The sequence below is a fragment of the Pseudarcicella hirudinis genome (assembly GCF_900115665.1).
In the GTDB taxonomy this organism is placed as follows: domain Bacteria; phylum Bacteroidota; class Bacteroidia; order Cytophagales; family Spirosomataceae; genus Pseudarcicella; species Pseudarcicella hirudinis.
In genome coordinates this window covers 83,862-105,993 of record NZ_FOXH01000020.1, presented here as the reverse complement: position 1 = coordinate 105,993, position 22,132 = coordinate 83,862, and the positions used below count along the sequence as shown (strand labels likewise).

6 protein-coding genes are annotated in these 22,132 nt (G+C 38.1%); all 6 read right to left on the bottom strand.

Annotated elements, in window-relative coordinates; all coding sequences use genetic code 11:
• Window positions 1–776, bottom strand: a 776-nt coding sequence (locus BM179_RS23650) for a hypothetical protein (RefSeq protein WP_143095311.1), incomplete at its 3' end; no start/stop codon positions are given.
• 46 nt (window positions 777–822) lie between these two features.
• Window positions 823–2,688: a hypothetical protein gene (locus BM179_RS23645; protein ID WP_143095310.1), complete on the bottom strand. Its 1,866-nt coding sequence runs from the start codon at window positions 2,686–2,688 to the stop codon at window positions 823–825.
• Window positions 2,689–2,698: 10 nt separating this feature from the next.
• Window positions 2,699–4,840 (bottom strand): fibronectin type III domain-containing protein, encoded by a 2,142-nt coding sequence (locus tag BM179_RS23640; protein WP_092019647.1) that lies wholly within the window; start codon window positions 4,838–4,840, stop codon window positions 2,699–2,701.
• A gap of 256 nt (window positions 4,841–5,096) precedes the next feature.
• Window positions 5,097–15,134, bottom strand: a complete 10,038-nt coding sequence (locus BM179_RS23630) for a hypothetical protein (protein WP_092019645.1) — start codon at window positions 15,132–15,134, stop codon at window positions 5,097–5,099.
• A 16-nt stretch (window positions 15,135–15,150) separates the two neighbouring features.
• The gene (locus BM179_RS23625; RefSeq protein WP_177219502.1) at window positions 15,151–20,229 is read right to left on the bottom strand and encodes a SprB repeat-containing protein; all 5,079 of its coding nucleotides are present in this window, start codon (window positions 20,227–20,229) and stop codon (window positions 15,151–15,153) included.
• 229 nt (window positions 20,230–20,458) lie between these two features.
• Window positions 20,459–21,688 carry an SGBP N-terminal domain-containing protein gene (locus tag BM179_RS23620; RefSeq protein ID WP_092019643.1) on the bottom strand — a complete coding sequence of 410 codons (1,230 nt, stop codon included), beginning with the start codon at window positions 21,686–21,688 and terminating at the stop codon, window positions 20,459–20,461.
• Window positions 21,689–22,132: the final 444 nt, after the last annotated feature.

Here is a 22,132-nt window from a genome sequence, read left to right as displayed (position 1 = left end):
GTAATACCATACAAATAATTGCTGGTATTGGTGGTTGTACTGAAAATGGGTCTTTTCCCCTGAACTACCGCATTGGGTACTTCCCCATCTGATACCTCATAAAGTTCTACTGTATAAATCAGCCCTGAAATCCCCCCACGGGAGGCTGTACCTCGGGGCATCCAGGAAAACAACAGATTCTGTACCTCTTGTTCCTGCAACACCTGTCCTTCGGCAGGGTAAGTTATCTGGGGAGGATAACCATAAAAGACCTGCATCATGGCTATTCCTGTTTCTGAGATTTGTCGATGTCCTCTGGAAGCATCAAACTCATAGGCAGTAACACTGAGTGTCCACAAACCATCGGGCAGGCGTCCACCTTGTCTTAGCATACTTTCATCCACTGCTCCCTGGGCTATTAAATGACCAGCCTGAAAGTAGTTGATTAAATCACTGCCATAGAGGGTTAGAGGAGTACCGAAACTTAAATTGATGGGAATAGCCGGAAGATAGTCAGGTCTTGTACTAATCACAGAACCAGCCTGTTCAAACCTGAAACGTAAAAAGACAGGAACAATCCCGCTCTGATATTTTTCATCTTTGAGTACCAGGGTAACTTTCAGGAAATTATTGGAAGAGGTTAAGGCACTCCAGTTGAGGCTATACTGAGGCAACAAATAGGGGCTGCAACTGACAGGGAAATTACTCTGGGCCAAAAGGCTTTGTACACTTAACAATAGGCTTAGTACACATAAAAATCCGTGCAGTATTTTCTTGAAAATCATTATTATATTCATTTTTTCAAAGTAGATTTTAGGCATCTGGTTTATCACCAATAAATCATCAATTGGAATTCAGAGAATCATCTGCTTTTTTCTTTTTGGAGGTATCCATCAAACTAAACCTATATGCGTAACTTAATGTAGCGGTAATTTGCCAGGTATTGGGGTAACCAAGAGAACTTTCATCCAAATCCCGTTTCATAAACATGAACGTCAAATTGAGATTATGTTTCTTTTCAAGACTGTAACTGGCACCCATTCTGGCATTAAATACATTACTGTTAGCTTGGGTTGATGATAAGGTTCTTAGAACATTCATCGCTGTCTGGGTTTTGAGTTGATTTTTAAAAAATCCCCTGGCATAAGTAAATGAAGGACCGATTAACCATGTTTTGGAAATTAAATAATCATCTCTGCCAAGGGCAAAGCCTGCTCCTAAGACTTCTTTCTTTATCGTATTACTTAAACTATAGCGCACATTTAAGTTACTCACTAAAGAACCCGTACTCAATTTACCTTGCACGTCGTCTGACTTTTGCAAAAGAAAATCGGCCATTATTGCCCTTCTCTTATCCCTATTTTGAGGATTAATTATTTTAGTAATACTGCCTTGCAGGTTTTGGCTTATCTGCCTGTAATTCAAGGTATCCAATGCATTATAGGGTACTATGGATGTTAAATATTCCAGCTGTGGCCTTAAATTGGTAAAACTTGTAAAATTCGAATACACCAGGCTCGTATTAAAAGTCTCTGAAGGCTTATAGGTTATTGAAGTATTGCCAACCCATTGAAACATAGACTGGCTTTTACCATCATTTGCCAAATCGCTTTGTCTCCCCAAACTACCCAACACAGAAAGCTTTCCCATCATCAGCTGAGTAGCAAAATTGCCTTTGATATTTTCAAGATTATTGGTAAAATAATAGGCTCCCAATGTCTTGTAATCCGGATCAACGCGATTATATTCTACACCAAGGTTAAATGTTTTGCCTTTATAAGTAATTGAGGTCTTTAGGGCATTTCTATAAATTGTAGAGCCATTTACCATTAACAAGCCTGCTAAACTTCCAAAGGATTGTGACTCACTGGATTCGAGTTTACTTTTAAGCTGTGTTAATCCGGAAACCGCAAATTCAAAATTTACAAAGAATTTTTTACCGAGATTAGAACTTCCTTTTATAGAGGCTACCACATTTTGAACGGGTAATGCTAACCCTTTAATGGTATCAGCTTTTTCTCCTAACGAGCCGACATCATCCGATGCCTTGAATAAAATTAATTCAAGGCTCTTTTGTTTGTTTTTAAATCCAATATCTACACCAAACCCATTCTGCTCATAGGAGGGCTGGTTAATTAAAAGCTTGTTGGTGGCACTATCAAACTGAGGTTGAACCCTTTGCAGCAAAGTACCCAGCATAAATCCCCCGAAAAAACCCTCTTTCTTTGGTTTGTATTCAATACCCAAACCATTAAATCTATGCCCATTTAAGGTGTAGGGTGAAAAAACCATAGAATTTGTTCCCACCAGTAGGGTTAATCCTTTGTACATTGGTCGAAACTGTAAGCCATTAAATGGCTGCTGAAAACGATAGTTCTTATCAAAGGGATGCGTGAAATTTAAACTTTGACTATTGATATTGAAACTAAAGGGCATTTGCACTTTCCCGAAAAAATCGAAATTAATGTTCCCCGATAAATATGATTCAAGAGGAATACGACGGTCTTCAAGCAAGGATGCCTCATAATAGGTTGTACTATTTGATATCTCACCGGATGCTTTGATTCCATTGGCTAAAATCTGTTTCGGCATATTCCTGAACTCTTTGACCTGTCTGATTGTTTGTTCAACATCTTGTGCTTTGATGGATACACAGACATACATTATTATCACAAAAGCCCGGAAAACATTTTTGTAAATGTGGTTCATAAGCAATCAGTTAACGGGTTCTTACTTTGGCTTCTTTTCCGCTATAGGTTGATGTTTTATCTACAAAAAAGGCATATACGGTATAGGTATATTCTGTTTTAGCATTTACTTTCATATCGACAAACTCTAAGACATCACCTGAAACATCTTTTACTTTTTCAAAGTCATTTTCTTTACCTGACTTCCTCATAATCAGATATTTGACAACAGGCTTCTTTGAGATATATTTCCACTGGAGCTTTACTCCTTTATTGTCATGATCTGATTGATAGGTCGCCGTTAAAATACTAACCGCCGCACGCCGCAAAGGCTTGAGTACTCTTATTTTGGCCTGGCAGGAATCACCCGAACTTAGCCCCTCTCCGTCGATTGCTTCTAAAATATAAACCATGGGTTTTTCTTCCTCCCAATCTTTATCGGCATAGGTTGTAATCATCTGATTGGAGGGAAACGCTAAAAGAAGCTTTTTGGTGGAATCGGATAAAAATCGCTTATATAACTTATAATTCATTACATCTTCACTACTGCTGGCAGCCCAATTTAAAACCACCGTACTATCGGTATTTCCTAAAGCAGTAAACTTTGGCGGATCAGGTGGAAAAATGTCAGGTCTTACTAAACGGATGGTATCGTTATGAGTTGAATAATTTGTATGATAATCGGCGACAATAACTTTGTAATAAACATATCGCGTGGCTCCACGAAGATTAACGCTATCAATAACACTGGTATCTTTAGCGGTAACCTGTTTCACCATATACATGTCATTAGGATTTAATCCTTCTGCTCTGTAAATGTCATAGCTAAATACGTCCCTATCCACACTTGGCTGCCAACTCAATTTAACAATTCCCTTTTTATCTATTTTGCCTTTTAATTTAGTTACTTTTGCCGGGGCTATAGAGTCTATCACTATGGCTAACAAGGGGTCAGAAAAGGTTTCCTTTTCTCTTAAATCTACTGCTGAAACGGTATAAATTATGTTCTCGTCATGATCCTTAATTTTTGCAATATGAAAGTGCGGCGGATCTTTGCTAATTAAACGCTCATTCTGCTTTTCTAATTTATCCCCATTATTCCTATATAAATTAAACCCTTTTACGTTTATTAATAAACTATCCGGAAAAGACCATTTTATCAGAATGGCTTTATTGTTTACAAAAGAGTAGTCTAAATTTTTAGGGCTTACCAAACGTGTCTGATAAGCATAAACCCTCACCAGATTTGAAGGTTCGCTTTCATCTGCGAAAGGGTCAATTCCTTTTACCCTATATACATAGGTTTTATGCAGTTCCCTGACATGATCAATATAACTTATCTCTTTTAAGTTTGCAGAATTACCTAGTGGTAAATATGGTGTGGACGTGATTCTTTTAAAAGTAACACCATCATCATCTGACCGTTCAACATGATACGCTGTATAAACTGTTCGTGTTGATAATTCCCATTTCAGGGTAACGGTACTATCTACAAAATCTAAATCCACTAGATTTCCCGGAGCAAATTGTGGTATTCTAACTGCCAAACCAGCAGTGATTTTGGCTTGAATCGCAGAAGATACGCCTGCTGCGGTATTCTGGGAAACAGTATAAACATATTCTTCATTTGCTTTCACAGTAGAGTCAACATAAGATAATGCCATATTTCCAGCTACTTCCGGTGATAAATCTGCGGTGAGCATTGAGAAAATCAAGCGCCCTTTTAAGGCATTATTAATCACTGCAGTATCTTTTTCCCAAACCGGTATAGGCTGATCATAAAAGTATCCCTTGATTAACCTGGCATAATCATTTTTCTCTGCAAGAGCAACCCATTGTGATTTACCCGCAAATACCAGTGATTTAACAAAGCTTTTTTCTCTCCTGTCCAAAAACTTCCCATCACGCCTTATAACTTCTCTCTGCAGGGTATAACCATATTGATTCCCATCATCCCATACTTTAGGGTTTACGGGCGACCATCGCAAAACAATTCTCCCGTCTTTGTGTTTGGCAAGAAGTTGTAATAATGCGGTTGTTTGGGTATTTTCCTTTATTATTTGCTTTTTCTCCGATTTTTGAGCCGGGGAAGGTGTTTCTTTCTTTTTAAGCTGCCCAATAACAGAGTAGCTTACTAAGCATAAAAGTGTTATATATGTTATTATCTTTTTCATTTAACTTATTATTTGCCATTGTATCATTATCTGATTTATTGATTTACGGTATTCAACACTGAATGAAAAACATGTCCATTCGCATCTATTATGCAGGCAGAAGTCGAAAACAAATGATTGGATAATTTATAGCTCCACTTTAACGATCCCGTTTCTTTGTCAAGCACCAATAAATATCCCGGATTTACATTTCCAGTATTAAAATTTGAGTACACAGACTAAAATGTTTGTTAGTTTTTTCATGACTTCTATTGTTTTATTTTGAACCTCTTGGACCTGAACCAGAGGCACCACCCTTACTCCACACATCTCTGCAAGTTTCAAAAATCCACCAGCCAGAACATGATCTCGTCTTGACCGGATGTGGTATTACAAATGATGTATATCCTTCACACTTTCCTGCAGACATCACTACGGAAAATACTAATACGCCTCCTTCACCAGCATATGAAACTCTTGGGTTGCCTATAAAAAATCTATTCCCTTCCTGTCTTGAGGTCCCGTTTCTAACCCCCTGACCCTCCCAAGTACCATTCCTGATAGTATTATTTGTGTTAACTGTAACAGCTATGTCTCCACTGTTTGGGTCAACGGTATAATCAATATTTACACCATCGAGTGATGCTATAAATTCCTGACCATTTCTTGGATTGCTGTTTGAACAAGGATTATTATCTGTGAAATTTCGATATGTTGTTCTTTGATCTGAAGAACAATATGCTTCTCCATACTGCCAGCTTGGCTGTGTATTAATGGCTGATACAAACGCACCATTACTTAAAGCACTTTTACAGCCGGCACTTTCACACTCAGCAAAAACCAGTTTCGCCTCAGAAGTAGTATATACAGGTAAAACAACGCCTTTTCCGCCATGTGAGAAATCATGCCAGACAATGGAACCATTACAATTATTTGAAAGTGAGATGACATTCTGACAATTTGAGACAGATGTGGCCAATACCGGTGTCGGTGGCACATCTTTCCTGACTATGGTTATATCAGATTTCGAACCGATGCAGCCTCCATTTGTTACACAATTCGCCCGATAGGTCGTAGTTTGAGTTAAATTGAATTTTGCATAATTCCCCTCTCTTTCTCCAGGATTTTGTTCCCATGAAACCGATCCATTACAACCACTTGCTCCCAGCCAAATTGGCCTGTCTCCGCATGACTGCCCATAATCATTAGCAATGAAGAGTATAAGATTATTCGCATTGGCCTTCACATCCTGAGAGCTATAAAATGTTGAACTTACACATCCGTTTTGACTACAATAAGCTGTAATATTGGTTTGGGAGAATATTTCAATTGCATTTGCTGATGCTCCGTTCGACCAGCTTACACTGCCGCCACAATTATTTACGCTCAGGATGGTCTTTCCACACTGACGGTCTTCGGTAATAGAAGGAGAACCGGGGTAAGAATACACCGTTTGGGTAAAACCGGAAGTACTGCTTTCACATCCATTATTTTGACATACAGCAGTGTAATTATATGAGCCGACAGAGCCAATATTTTGAGGAGCATTTTTCCAAACCACACTCCCTGTCTGACAACCTGTATTGATATTAGTACTTTGTCCTTCACACAATGTCGAAGGTCCCGAAATACCTGGTTGATTCGGAGTCTGACGGATCTGGCCATGGGCATTGTCCGACCATTCGCTTTCACAGTTATTCTGAATGCATTGTACTCTATAGTCATATCCTCCCGCATTACTGAAGGTTTTTATCGGGGAAGTGTCTCCGTCACTCCATTTAATATTTGCTCCGTTGCAGCCATTTACTGACATCGTCATGGAACCTGTACCCGAACAAATATTATTGTTCGAAATACCTATAACTGGCTTGGCTGGACGGTTGTAAACGACTAAATTTTCTGTTTGTGAATCATGGCTTCTGCAACCATTATTACTTTGGCAATAGACCCGATATTCTTCTGAATTATGAACATTATTCAGGTTGTTGTTCGACCAAACCGGATAAGTATTGTTTTCACATCCCGCACTGATATTTGTGGGATTATATTCACAAATTACCCAACCATTACTCGAACTAATGCCGGGTTGATTCGGGGTCTGACGAATCTCTCCATGCGCAGTGTCTGACCATTCGCTTTCACAATTGTTTTGAATACATTGTACTTTATAGTCATATCCTCCAGCATTACTGAAGGTTTTTATCGGAGAAGTGTCTCCGTCACTCCATTTAATATTTGCCCCGATGCAGCCGTTTACAGTCATCGTCATGGAACCTGCCCCAGAACAAATATTATTGTTCGAAATACCTATAACCGGCTTGGCAGGACGGTTGTAAACAATAAGTCTAAAATTGTCACTTTGCGGTCCAATACAACCTCTTTCCTCACATTTGGCGGCAAAATTATAGTCTCCCTGTTGCCTTTGAAAATTGGCAATTGGATTTTCTCTTGAATTGTCCGTCCAATAAACCGTACCATTGCAACCAATAGCCGTAATATTGGTTTGGTTATACTCGCAAATGGGGTTACCAGACGATGAGTTTACCAATAGTTTTTGCGGAATAGGATTCACATTGACTATAATACTTGCCGGAATCTGTGACATACAATCAAAGCCAGTTTTGCAAACAGCCAGAAATTTGTCCGTATGTGCCAAACCAATTGGGTTTTCCGGTAAATTTTGCCAAACAATATCTCCGAATGAACAGGAACCGCTTAGTTGGATACGCTCTCCAGCACAAATGGTGTTATTTGTTTTATTGGTACTTAATACAGGAGATGGTGGTTCAGGATTGACCACAATATTGACCAAGGCTTCTGCTCCTAAACAGCCATTCAGGTTACATCTTACCTTGTAAGTTCCGGCAGTTGCTGCGGCATAATTCTTCGCATTACCCGAAAGTGCCGACCATATCCCATCAGGCAATTTCCATTCAGCTATACCAAAGTCACACCCGGTAGCTGTTAGCTGGCTTTTTTCATAAGTACAAATCTGCTGTTTATTAGCAACAAGCGTCATTATCATTTCAGCATCTGAAAGGGCTTTGACCTCAATGGCATCAGAAATAGTTCCCTCACACCATTTGGTATTATCTGTACTGATGCTTCTACGACATTTTGCAAGGTATTTTTGTGTATTTAAAGCAGTAAGAGTAATACTATTTCCTGTTCCAAAAGCAGTGGCAACACCTTCTTTATACCAATAAACTATATCGCCCGCCTCACAATTGTTACCAGTTAAGGTAAATGGCTTATTGACACAAACGGCATTGTTTAATAAATTACTAACCACGTTTGCTTTTTGCAGCTTATTTATCGTAATGGCAACTTCGTTAGACTTAGCACTTGAACAATAACTATCATTACACGTAGCAAAATAAGTAGTATTCACCGTTGGAGAAACCGTAATACCAGCATCTGTTGAACCGGTTGACCAGTTAAGTGTCTTGTCTGCCTGACAGGCTGTAGTAGTGTTAAAAATGATTGTTTCGCCTAGACAAATATTCCCATTTTGATTACCAGGCACATTGCTTGCAATAACGGGCTTTGTAGCTACTTCATAGTAGTTAATTTGCTTTGTCTCGGTTAAACTTTTGACTATCCCTGCTACATTTGTTGTACAGGTAAATTTAAACAACGTGTTTTTATTAATATTAACCTCTATAGCTGCCGAAGTTGCATTAGGTATAGTCAGATTATTGTCGTTGCTTGTCCAGTTAATAGTCCCCAAACACCCATCTCCAATTAATTTTGCTAACGATCCCGCACAAACATAGTTATTGCCATTACTGGTTTTAACAGTTAAGGCTTTTACTTTTATGGCCTGGCTTGTCGCATTGCTTAAACAATTGTTATTTAGACACTGGACTGAAAAATACTTGTCTTCATTGATAATTTCCGTAATTGTAGCGGTAGATTTTGCATTTGACCAGACAATTTGTCCTCCGCTACACCCGGATGCGGTTAATGTAACCGATTCTCCAAAATTTACTAATATAGCCGACGCCGTTAATGTAGGGGCATCTGGTTTTGATGCACAGTTTGTACCAGGCGGTGTTAAAATTGTGAGGCCAATATTACTTGATATAACAGAGATTCCTGTGCAATCCATTTCTTTAGAAACGCATCCATTGTTTATTTCCGATTTATCAAAATGTAAAATACTACCATTACTTAATTGAAATTTTAAACCATCATTAGGTATCTCAGATGGTATATATGTCTGGGTTTTTGTTTGATCAGTATAAAAACATATACTTAATGCCGTTTTTACCGGTTGATTATAATCCGTACGCATAACAGGTCCGCATCGTGCTTCCATAATCGGGTTACTGGCACAAAAATTTGTTTCCTGATAAATACCATTATTGATATAAATGTATTTCTTTTGATTATTGCCGTTTGAAATCACATAATACCCTGAACTAAGCAACGTAAATGGGGTACTGCTTACATTTGAATAGAATTGAGAAACTCCTTTTTGTAACTGTGATTCCGCAGTGGTCGAATAGATCCAGGAAGCATTTGCTGCACTGCATGCTTTTGTTCTGTCAGCATCATAACCTATTACTCTGTATGAAGTTGTTGGAGTTGTGATGACACTCTGAAGATTTGCCCCACAGGTTTGATTTTCAGATAATACCTTCATCCCAGAAGCTATATCCGAATCATTCATGGCTATAATTAATGAATTATCATCTTTTTTTATTTGTCCCCAGATTTGATTCGAGTTTGAGAATACAATATTTGTTAAAGCATCCAGATTTTGTGTGTTATTATAACTGTTATCTTCATAATTTTTCACCTGAATGAACTTCTTATTTGAACTAATATTTAGAGTGCTACTGCCTCCATTACTGATACAGGCTTCTATGTCATCACGGTTTTTATATGTTTCTCTACATGTTTGCTCCAATAATTCAGCAATATGTTCACGGGTAACATCTTTGTAGGCAAAACAAGTTTGCAGGTGTTCCCTGGCAATTTCAGGCGCTAAAACAAATTGATATTTATTCGGAAAATCTGTAGAGAAGTCATTAACGCTCGTTGGGCAAGAACCGCTACTCATTACTTTTGTTGAAATAAACGTAGCTAAACTTTTAGGAGCAAGAACCTTATAAGATTCCGTATTCGTATTGTTCTTAAATACAGAATAATTAGAATTCTTAATATCAAGCCCAACCGGAAATGGTACTTCTATCCCTTCTTTTGTCAGTTTAAAATTGAGTAATAATCCCTGGCTATCATATTTTTGCCTTTGACAGCTAACCTTTATTTCCTGCTGAAAAGCGCCAATATCAATTCTTCTGTCAGCTGTGTTATTAAAGCATAGGGCCGCATCTATTTTGGCAAACCTGACAGGCAATGAACCTACTACAGCTCTGTCTTTAAAGTAACTAAATTTGTTTAGCTCATACGTAATCTGAATACAATAATCCCCGCTTACAAAATTAGGTAATACCCCATTTGCTCCACTTACTCCATACGCCCCATATTTATCTCGAAAAACCTGCTGGCAACTCTGGCTGGCAGCTACGCAACGATTATATGAGTCGAGCAAGTTCATAAAAAAGTCCAAATCAAACGGCGCATACGTAAATATCGGATTTAGGTTTTGATACGCATTATTCGGTGTATTTCCCGTTACTCCATTTTTTAATTCCAGCGTTTTGTTCTGTAAAATTGAAGTCATATCACGAAGGCGACTCGTATTTCCTCTTAAACCCAATGTATTTAACATATCATCCAATATATCAAACCAGTTATCAGGTGCTATTTTTAGTTTGACAAGTTCTTCTATCTCTTCTTTACTAAAGTCAATATCCTTTGACCCAGTATAAGAAATATCAAATTTCATATCCGGTGAAGTCTGATAAGAGGCATTATGAGCATTATTAATCTCTGCTATTTTTCCTTTGAAATTGTCAAAATTTGCCGTTCTGAAAAAGTGGTCTTTGTAGCAGGTATATTCTGTGCCACTGGCAGTACCTTTTTGTATAATCCTTATTTCATAAATTGTATTCTTTAACAAAGATGGTAAAGCGATATCTTCATCCCAGGTAGTTAATTTAATAGGGCTTTCATAGGCTATACCATCTTTATAAAATTGAAGATAATATCCTGCCATAGCATCGGACTGATTAATACCGGCTGCTACTTCAGCCATTAATTTCAAATACCCTTTGCCATTAAAATCAGAGGCATATACATTATACTGATTTTTACCAGGGTAGATTATTATATCCTGTTCCTGAATATCAGTATTGTTATCAGTGGTATTTATATCATATTCATGAGTATCTTCCAATATCAAGTCGGTATTGGCACTTTCGTCATGAGACTTAACAGTTTGGTACTGAGCATCATAAATTCTGGTATAGATTTCAACTTTATAATGCTCATTCTTTTTTAAAACAGGGATAATAGTGTTAACCGGGCGTGTATATTTAGAATCAGAGTCTTTTTTTAAATTAATGATGTGATTAGAAAAGTTTTTCGGGTCAATATTATTCCTGACAATATTTTCAACATTTCCCTCAGAGTCTGTTATCTTAATCCTGATTTCCTGCCTAAAATCTGTAGAATTCATACCATTCCAGTTTTTATATGTTGCAGTTGTCTGATCCCACGGATATTCGCAAGTAAGTAAAAGACTACCTGTCGGTGCCATTTTATTTATACCATTTGGACTTAAGTCTTTTATCATTTTTACCTTCTCTGTTTTAGTCACAGTTTCCGGATCAAGACATCCCTCTCCAAATTTGCCTGTGATTTGCAGGTTTACACTTGCAAACCATATTTTGGCATATACATAAAATTGCCCTTCTGCATAAAATGGCTTGGGAACATTAGCCCTAAGTAAGAAGGCCACTCCTGCACTGGCTAATTCAAGCCCCAAAACATTCACTCCTAAATCTGCATATCCATATACTTGTGCGGCAGCTCTCCAGCTTTTATCACTGCCTCCGGATTCCCAACCAGGTTTGCTATTATCACACATACCCCTGTTTACGATCAATGCATCAACACCAACACCTGCATCAACATTTACAGAGAAGACATATGCCGCTGTAAAGTCAACATGTACACCAATAGCTGCTCCAAAGGCCACTCCTGTTCCATCCCTGACAGCACTATAATCATCAGGGTCTGTGCTTTTATTGATCTTAATATCACTCATCCTCATACCAAATGCCTGTGCTATTTTGTCAGGAACCAATGGATCCGGGAGTTCATTAGCAATCCCATAATTGCCTATCATAAAATAGGCATTTACAAAGACACTCGCATCTAAGGTCAAACCACCGCCTCCGGCAGAAACATCTAATTGCAGACCTAACCGATTATATCGGTCGGATTTTCCTAAATGCAAATACTGCCTATCCCCTCCTTTTTCATCTTTCCCAAGATATAAAATACCATATCCGGTTGTCTGAATTGAGTTATTAAAAACCTTGGTATTTATATGAACATTGATATCAGGTTTTAGAATCATCTGAAAATAACCCGGTTCATCAGCATTGCCAAAGTTTACTGTAACAACTACTCCCGCTCCTACCCTATTCCCTTTGCCATCATTTACAGGAGCTTTATTGAGCATCGTAATGGCATTTGAGGCGATGTCTTTAACTGGCTCTGTTTGTGAACCACTATTAGGATTATTAACATCTATCGGTATCTTTTGTGAAATTTTTGCTACTTGATTGGCAATGTTTGAAAGATTATCTGTCATTTTTACAGCAATAGGCGGAATGAGGTCTGTCATATCTAAATTAAATTTAGCATAAGCCATTCCCTTTATCCAATCTAACCCATGCCCATCAGTCCCTTCGGCTGCAAGCATCGCATTTATTGTAATTCCTCCGGGTTTTGCTGCAGTACTACCAGCAGCATCGGTACCCGTTACTACCATGTCTAAACCTATATTGAATCCCCATTTCCCTTTTACTACCCTATATTTGAACCCTGTCTTTGTCCCCGAAGTCTTATCATCATAATAGGTCATATTTCGATAAGCGCCGCCAAAAATACCTTTAATAGATACCGGACCTACCGGTATTGCCGAAGGAAAATTTAATGACACATCTACTGCCCAGGCTTTGTAAGCATCCGGTTTATCTTGGTTTACTGTTAAAAATATCAAGGATGCACCGGCACCAGTTGTCCCACCGGATGATGACGCCTCTTTAGTTTCAGTGGGTTTACTTGTATCTTTAAACATATTAACCCAGAATTCCGCCCCTCCTACGAAGCCGGTAGCATTTGTAATTCCGAATCTTTCCTCATTCTTAAACCAATCAATTCTACCACTAAACCCAAATGCTCCAAAATTTGCATTAACCTCGATCTGGCTTATTTTAAAGTCTTTCAGTTCAAATGAGTATTGGTCATTTGAAGCATTGTATGTTCTGTCTGCCACAAAAGACAATATTCCTCTTCCTGAAAGTCCTGTAGCATCGGCATCCCCTTTCTGGCCTAACTCAACTGTTGTAGCAGCACTTGCCGTAACTTTATCTGTGTTGGCGTCTCCTTTTAAGGTAAGATTCGAAAAGCTTAAACCAAAGCCCCCGATACTTAAACCCGAAGCCCCTGAATCAGAGTTGGTATTTGTCAAACTTTCATTTTGGGCACAGGTATAAGAATAATGGGACGGAAAAATAACCGCCTCTTTAACAAACGGTTTCTTATTGGTTATTACTAACTTTTGAAAATGTGCTCCTAAAACATCAAAATTATTTGCTTTAAATGAAAAATCGCCTCTGTCAACTTCTACAGCTAAGCCTTCAAAATCACCATTGACAATTAAAGCGTTTGCTGAAATACCACATACTTTTAAATCGGCATTAACGGTTGCTGTACTAAAAAGCCTGAAATCAAATTTATCCTGACTAGATACCACGCCAGCGGTAAAGGATAAACTTTTAAATGTCTTTGTCGTGCCAGGGGGATTATTAAATTGTATACCAAATCGTAACGCATAATCATTTTCTTTAAATGTTGGCAGGCGTAAATTGCCCTTCATCAAAAAATTGCTCAGCTGGTGTTTACTTACACCAAAACCAAGGTCTGTTAATGTAATATCAAAACCATCTCCAAGTTTATATTTTTTCCCAAATAATCCGTTGGGGTTATTCAATGCCACTATTGCATCTACACCATCTTTATCAATAAAAAAATGGTCTAAACTTACCCTTAAAGACGTAGCATTCGCTTGCCCGCTTTCCCGGACACCTTTAGGTAACCTCAATTGCATATTGTTTATTAATAAACCTTTGAAGTCTGCAGGTAATGTAAAATCGGGATTAGTGACAATAGGGTTCTTTGAGTCTGACAGGTCGAGTATAATATTAGAATTTATGTTAGCTATTGAAGTACAAAATCCACTATTAGGAATTGTTCCTACCTCACCGGTGGCATCCCAAAATCCCACTTCACTAAAGGCCTTAAATTGAATACCATATCTGGTTGGTAGTTTTAGACCTACTACCAAATCATCCCACTTCTCAAATGATAGGCCAAAAGCTAGTTGTGGCACAGAATTATCCCCATTAAAAGGAGTTCCATCCTCTTTTTCAGCAATAGCTACAGAAGGATCAAAGTCAAAAGTACCATTCAAGTTAAAAATGAAACTTTTTGTTCCATTCTCACAACCCAAGCAAAAGCCTGTTCCAACCCCTAAGTTCAATTGTCCGTAACCCCGTAAATCAAACAGTTCCAAGGTCTTGGGAGATATTAAACTAAATTGCCCTTTTATTCCGCCACCATTCGTAATTTCAATATTTCTAGCTCCCAAATAAAAAATTTCCTTGTCCCCATTGCCATTTTTAATGCTGGATGTAGAAACTACACCTATGTCCGCAAACGCAGCATTTGTTTTAAATGTCAACGATAATAATACTACATTGAAGTCCAAACTCGCACCATTAACATGTAATACCAATGGTAATGACCTAAAATCAATACGGGCAGCTCCGGTAATCAGAGACTCAATGCTATTTATCTCAACTACTTTACCTGCATTTTGGGCATTTTCAACGACAGTTTGAATGGCAAGTTTATCAGGGCTCTCTCCTGTTGCAGTATTTTGCATACCATCAACATCTATAAAATAATGCTTACCATCATACATTGGCAGCATTGTCTCCCCCGAATGCAATTTTAACCCCTTTATTCCTGTTTTTTTACAGTCTTCGTTAGAAAAGGTAACGATGGATTCATCCTTTTCATTTATGGCTTTTCCGGCAAAACTTTCAAAACCGGATGCCTGAGTAATTATGAAAACCAGTAAACATAAATATCTGTAAATCTTATTCATCTTTTTAAAATTAATATCAATTGATAATTACAACCCGGGTGCTTATTTGTTGCTTACTCGTTTCTAGTATTAATGAATATATCCCTGTAGCTAAAACAAGATTAAAGTCATATTCATGGATCACATCATTTTGATTTGTAGTCGGCTCTAATGTCTTACTAAGGACGGTTTCTCCTGTATTAGATTTTACAAGTCTCATCTTCATTGCCGCTGGTCTCCTTAATAAAACCTTTAAACTGAAATATCCATTACTCGGATTAGGATAGACAAAGACGCTTTCTATAGGCTTATTCTGATATTGATAACCAGCTCCTGTACTGTCAATATCACTTCTTTCAAAAATCTTAATATTTCTTCTTGCAACATTTTGACAATCTCCTGAAATGGCAAATAAACTGATATTCATTTCACCTGAAGAATATGGAACAAAGGCAACCGTATTTGTATTTGAATATACTTTTTGAGCATTTTGTGGTAAAAGCCAATATATACTATTTGGTACCGGCTTTGTAATATCCAATGCTACTACTGTATCACCGACAAAAGCCTGTGTCGGAATCAGGAAATCTGCCTTTAGGGCATACTTGCTGTTCTTTAATTCGAAAGTATCACTAACACTACAACCGGTTTTGTTACTTATCCTTACACTGTAAACGCCAGGTATTACCACCTGATATTGTGATTTGTTTCTGTTAGCTATTTCGGCCGACCCTTCCTGTCCATCAAAGAACCAATTGATGGTTTTGCCGGCATTTTTTACATCTAAGACAACTTGCTGACCGACACATACGGAATCTTTACCTGTGATACTCCCAAAGATGAAATGTTCTAAAGAATCCGGCTCGGCAATATTTGCTTTCAAACTTAATGAACAACCATTGGCATCACTTACCCACAAGTTATATGAACCGGCTTTTATGTTTTTAAAATTGTAATTGATATAATCTTTTTGAGCTTTCAGTGTATCTGCCGAACTTCTTAATATATAAGTATTATAACTTCCCGTTCCGCCTGATGGAATAACTTTGATCGCTCCTGTGGAATCTCCATAACATATCGGTTGGCTCGTCGATAGTTGTGCACTCATTCCTATTGGCCAGCTTAGTTTTACACTTCTGATATTATCATTACAGGCTTTTCTGTCTTCTACTTTAAAACTATATTCTCCCTGACTTAAGCCGGTAAATTGAACGCTTTGTTGCCGGAAAGCATTGTCCCTCCAATATACATTGCCTCCATTACCACCAACAGCCTTTAGCTCTATTATTCCATCCTCTGTACCTGCACAAAGCGGGTTTATTGCTTTCACTAAACTCAGCTTCAAACTATCAGGTTCGGTAATCTTTAAACTTGATGTCATCAGACATTGATGGCTGTCTTTTATCCAAAAATTATAATTTCCTGCATTTAAAGCGCTAAAGGTATTATCACTTAAATAATTAATACTGTCTTTTGAATACAGATAACCTGGTACACCGCCACTTGTCAGTAGTTGGATCGCTCCATCCGCAACACCGTGGCAGGTTATTGTATCCTTGTATATCGGTGTAGTTAGAATTTTACTTGGCTGGGTCAAGGTGACATTATGGCTTTGCAAACAACCATGCTCATCTTTGGCTGTTACTGTGTAAGTACCCGCAGATAAATTACCAAACAAGTTTTCCGTCTGGTAATCCGGAGGATTTAACGCATATTTATAGGGACTTGTTCCTCCGCTGGAACTCGCATTGATACTGCCTGTCTGATCCCCAAAACAATTATTATCTTGTTTACTCAAACTCAGATTCAGCTGGGTCGGCTGGGTAAGAATTACCTGGATACTGTCTATACAACCTACACTGTTTTGTGCATATAATCTATGCAGCCCAACCCGTAAATTACCAAAGGTATTGCTGGCACTAAAACCTTCATTATTTATTCTATACTGAAATGGGCCCATGTTATTATTGCCTATTACCACTATCTTCCCGTCGCTGCCATTAAAACAGGCTATATCCTGCTTGCTTTGAAGACTGATGTCTGATGCATTTTGTGGCTTGATTTCTATTGCTATATTCGTTTTACAACTCACCGGGTTATCTTTGATTTGTAAATTGTAAACTTTAGGCACTAAATTAGTGTAGATTCTATTTCCAGAAAATACTCCACCATCCAAGGATAATTCATAGTTGCCATTCCCTCCCGATATTGTATATACGTCAAGGCTTGCATTTGGTATCTGACAACTTACAAAGCCTAAACTGTAGGCTGCCTTAAGACTTGCGGGTATTAATAAATCGACACTTTGGTTATAGGCACAAAGTTCATCAGCGACAGTAACTACATATGTTCCGTTGGATAAATTGCTAAAGTCTGGATTGGTACTAAAGCTTGTCTGGCTGCTAATCCCATATGAATAATTTCCTGAACCTCCCCTCACATTGTTTATATTGATTGTCCCATCTGTAGAACTACAGCTACCCGGCAGGCTTTTACTTACATCAAATCTTATCTGGCTAAACTTCGGGCTTACCGTTACCGGAAAATCCGTACTACAGCCTGAGCCATCTGTGGCTGTGATGGTATAATTCCCTGATAAAAGGTTGGTAAAAGCACCACTTATATTGTTTTGTGGAGCGACCGGATTGTTTTTAAAGTCCATTCCATTCAGACTGTAACTATAGTTGCCATTACTTCCGCTGGCTATTACCGTAAACTGTCCTTTTTGCTGATATTCACAGTTAACATCTGTTTTATTTATTAAACTTACAACCAAAGGAGTAGGTTGTGTAATAGTTGTGCTTACACTGGTATTACATCCATTAGCATCTTTGGCTATGAATGTGTAGTCCTCTGCCCGAAGGCTTTGAAATACATCTAAATTTTGAAAATTGCTGTTGTCTTTTGAATATTCATAGGGAAATGTACCTCCTGAAGCATGTAATGTTACTTTCCCAGTATTATCCTGGTTACAAACCAGATTTTGTTGTGCACTGATCTGCAGTGACAAAGCCGCCTTAGGTTGGATAACTTCTATCGTTAGACTTTTTGTACAACCATTCTGATCTTTAATACTGAATGTATGATTTCCGGCTTTGAGATCATTGAAGCTTCCGCTTGTCTGCTCTGTTCCACCATCTACGGCATAGGTGTAGGCTTGAATACCTCCAGAACCCGCAACCATTACTGTACCATTATTACCTCCGTAACATTTAACATCTGTCTTATTGCTCAATGTCAGCTTCAACTCTGTCGGCTGTGTGATGCTTAATATTCCTGATTCCTTAATACATCCATTGACATCTTTTACCCATATTTTATAATTACCTTGTTTTAAACCTGAAAAAACTCCATTTGTTTGGTAATTATTCCCATCTATAGAATATTGGTACCCTCCGGCTCCACCAGTACCTGATGCAGAAATTTGTCCTGTATTTCCATTATAGCATAGTACCTGACTGTTGATGATCGTACTTAAGTCCAATGCTGATGGCTGGCTGATACTGGTAGTAAACGAGGTTTGGCAAATATTGTCTTTAATACTAATTGCATATGTACCTGCCGTCAGGTTAGTGAAGATAGATGAACTTTGATAATTTACACCGTCTTTTGAATATTGGATAACTCCTGAAGGAATAGAGCCAGTGGTTGAAACATTGATTTGTCCGTTATTACCTCCAAAACAGCTCACATTCTGTGTTAATCCGGTACTTGCCTGCAAATAACTGTCATTGCCGATTGTTACCGTCAGGCTCTTTAAACAGTTATTAGCATCTTTTAACCAAAAAGTATAATTCCCTGCTGACAGGTTGTTAAAGGTATTATCTGTTTGGTAATCTGCACCATCTACTGAGTAGCTAAATGGCGCTGTGCCACCACCTGCCTGAAAGCTTACCGAGCCATTATTGGTATTTGAGCATTGATTATTACTTTGAGAAGAAACGCTAAAGCTTAAAGCGGCGTTTTCGCTTACCGACACATCTCTTGTAGCACTACACCCTGAGGCATCCTGGACTCTTATTGTATAATTTCCGGCAGTTAAATTGTTAAAGGTATTAATGTTTGTAGATGCTCCATTGTTGAGGGCATACTGCATGGGAGATTGTCCTCCGTTGGTATTTACTATTATTCTTCCGGTATTACCACCACTGCAGGCAGAATTGATAATTGTAGGATTTATGGTGATGTCTTCCGCTACATTGAATCGCTGGGCTGCATAAACCGCTCCATCTATTAATGCTGATATGGTTTGAATGCCTGAGCCGTTAGGGGTATAGATTGCCTGAGTTCCGTAGTTTTGTGATCCGCCTGGACTGATATTGCCTCCGGTGGCACTATATACAACGAATCTACGGAGTTCACTGATAACTGTACCGTTGAGAGAAAGCCGGTAATATTCTCCATCATAGGTAATTTTGTAACTGGCATTGCTATAAGCTCCTGCAAAATCCTGTTTATCTACTTCCCCCAGATAGTTTCGCTTCCATACTGAAAAGCTTCCATTTTTGATAAAACGTATTTGCATACCCCCAATGCCGATACTAAAGTCTCCGTTATTATCCTGACCATTATGGGTATATTCAATAGTAAGGGGTGACTGACCTGAATAATAGGTATTACTGCCCAGATACGTATCATTATCAACATTTATAGAACCATCTGCATTGATGCTGTAGCTTCCGTTTGTACTTCCGTAATAATGAGCTGAAACATCAGAACTTTTCAGGGGTAATCCATTGATTTTAAATGCCCCTGTCTGATATGCTCCTGTATTAAAGCTTATAGCATATTGAAAAAGGGCATGTGAATTAACTTTTACCAGTTCACATTTACCCGATTGCACGGGGTTGACAGACCGGGCATAGGGCGAGGATGAATCATTGGGGCCGATACCATTGCCGTGATAACTTGCACCGTTTGGCACTTCAACATATACATAATCGTCCTTTACCGTCACTATATTCGATTGATGCCCGCAATCGTCTTTTACCTGCATAACATCTCCGGGTTTTAGTATACCAAATTCCACATTGATGTGATAAACCCCACCTACTTCAGGTGGAGTAGGTGCATAGAAAAAGCGTACCGTATAATCTGTAAATAGGGAGCCATTCAAATAAAAATGAAATTTTGTATTATCGTTGCCTGCACAAGACATATTTCTCAAGCTCAGAATACGGTCAGTAAACTTCATCTCATCTAAATATAGATTTTGGCTTAAGGCTTGGTTTGTCAATAAGCCAAAGCTTATTAGAAGCAGAAGGAATTTGATTTTTTGCAGGTTGTGAACTAATAGATCTTTCATTTCTTTGTCTGGATCAGGTGTTTTTTCTTTTGTATAAATGCTATTGTATTCTCAGTACCAAATCCGTTTCGAGTTGATATACAGATTGATTTGAGGCGTTGTTCAGGACTAATGAAATACTGTAATTTCCTATAGGAATTGTGTTCGGTAAAACCAAATTCAGCTCTTGTTTACCAGCATCATAAATGCCGTTGATTGAAAACGAGGTGTTTGTTCCTGAAAGCGTTACCTGATAGTATCGAGCTGATACTATCTCAAAGTTTTTCGTCTTAAATGTCAGTGATTGCCCGGGAGCATAAATACCCGTATTGTTTTTAAAGCTTGCCAAGTAGGGTTTGTTCGCATCATAAAGCCCGATCGAAAATCCCGTTTCTCTTGAGTTTTTCCTATCTGTTATGTTTCGTAAAAAGACCTGGTATGTTCCCGGTGGTATATTTTTGTTTATAATGAATGTCAATTTATTCTCTGCTTTTTTGAGAGGCAAAACTTGTTGTTCAATGGTTTGCTTTTTTAATAAAAGTGCATAATCATACCTGTCAGGCATAATAAATAAGCCTTGTGCTACCAAAGTGTCTGTCTGAATTAAGTTGCACCTTGAAAGAGTTGTAAGTTGCGGACTCGGATATTGTATATAAACTCTTTGGGTTGAAAGTACACTCTTCCCCCGTACTCCTAATTTTATCTGATAGATGCCAACCGCTGTTTGATATGGAACATTTAGTTCAATTTTGCTTGAATCTATGAGTTTAAATTCTTTTGTATCTATCGCCGTACTTTTACCTGATATATCTTGTAAACTCAACGTTATTGCCAGAGGAAACATACCAAAATTTAAGCCCTTAATACTAAAGCCTGTACCAGCCTCGATACTGTCTTTACTAAAGGATGAAATAACAGGTAAAGGCTGTTCCTGGCTGAAGACCTTTACTGTATATATTTCCTTATCGCCTTTTTGTCCTATCAGGGTATAATAAACCGTCTTGCTAAAATCCTGTGCCTCACCCGATTGTGGAACTATCGTAACATTGGCACTGGTCTCTATCCTCGGTTTTACATCTTTTAGAATTGTACCATAAGGTACTATAATTTCGATGGTCTTTGTTTCCTTTTTGATTACCACGCGATTGGTGGCAACATTATCCAGACTAAATGATAGAATGGACTTCTCTGAAATTACAGGATTTTCAGGATGACAGGACCAGATAAGAACAATCAGTCCGGCTAAAATGCATAGCGTTTTATAAAGTAATCGGGGTAGAAATTTTATCATAAATCTTATTTAAAAGACAGGTTTTAGTTATTCAAAGCATCTGAATGATTTAATTTTGATTGAAACCAGCGGGGGATGGGTATTTTTTGAAGGTTTATGACTATTGATAGTCTACCAATCAATTATCGTGGAGTGTGTTAAGAGCTATTATTATCAAAAGTGAATTTCTGTTAAAAAAGTAAAATACCCTAATTTTTATTCACATTTATTGAGTTTTTCACAATAAAATGCCATTTTTCCTGATATATGATAAGAAATTACTCCATAATGAGTACCATTAAAAAATTACAGATTACTGCGCAAACATTTGTGCAGTAATCTCAAGAGTCACCGGCTGCACCCGTAACAAAATGAGTGGATTTCATTAGAATTCGTTGTCTCATTTTCGGGAAGCTGACACTCATTTGTGTAATCGCAAACGAGGGCGGGTATTTTGTTTAACTG

Excerpts from the sequence above, each read along its gene's own strand:
- BM179_RS23630 (WP_092019645.1), bottom strand. The coding sequence starts at position 15,134 with ATGAATAAGATTTACAGATATTTATGTTTACTGGTTTTCATAATTACT.
- BM179_RS23620 (WP_092019643.1), bottom strand. The coding sequence starts at position 21,688 with ATGATAAAATTTCTACCCCGATTACTTTATAAAACGCTATGCATTTTA.
- BM179_RS23640 (WP_092019647.1), bottom strand. The coding sequence starts at position 4,840 with ATGAAAAAGATAATAACATATATAACACTTTTATGCTTAGTAAGCTAC.
- BM179_RS23645 (WP_143095310.1), bottom strand. The coding sequence starts at position 2,688 with ATGAACCACATTTACAAAAATGTTTTCCGGGCTTTTGTGATAATAATG.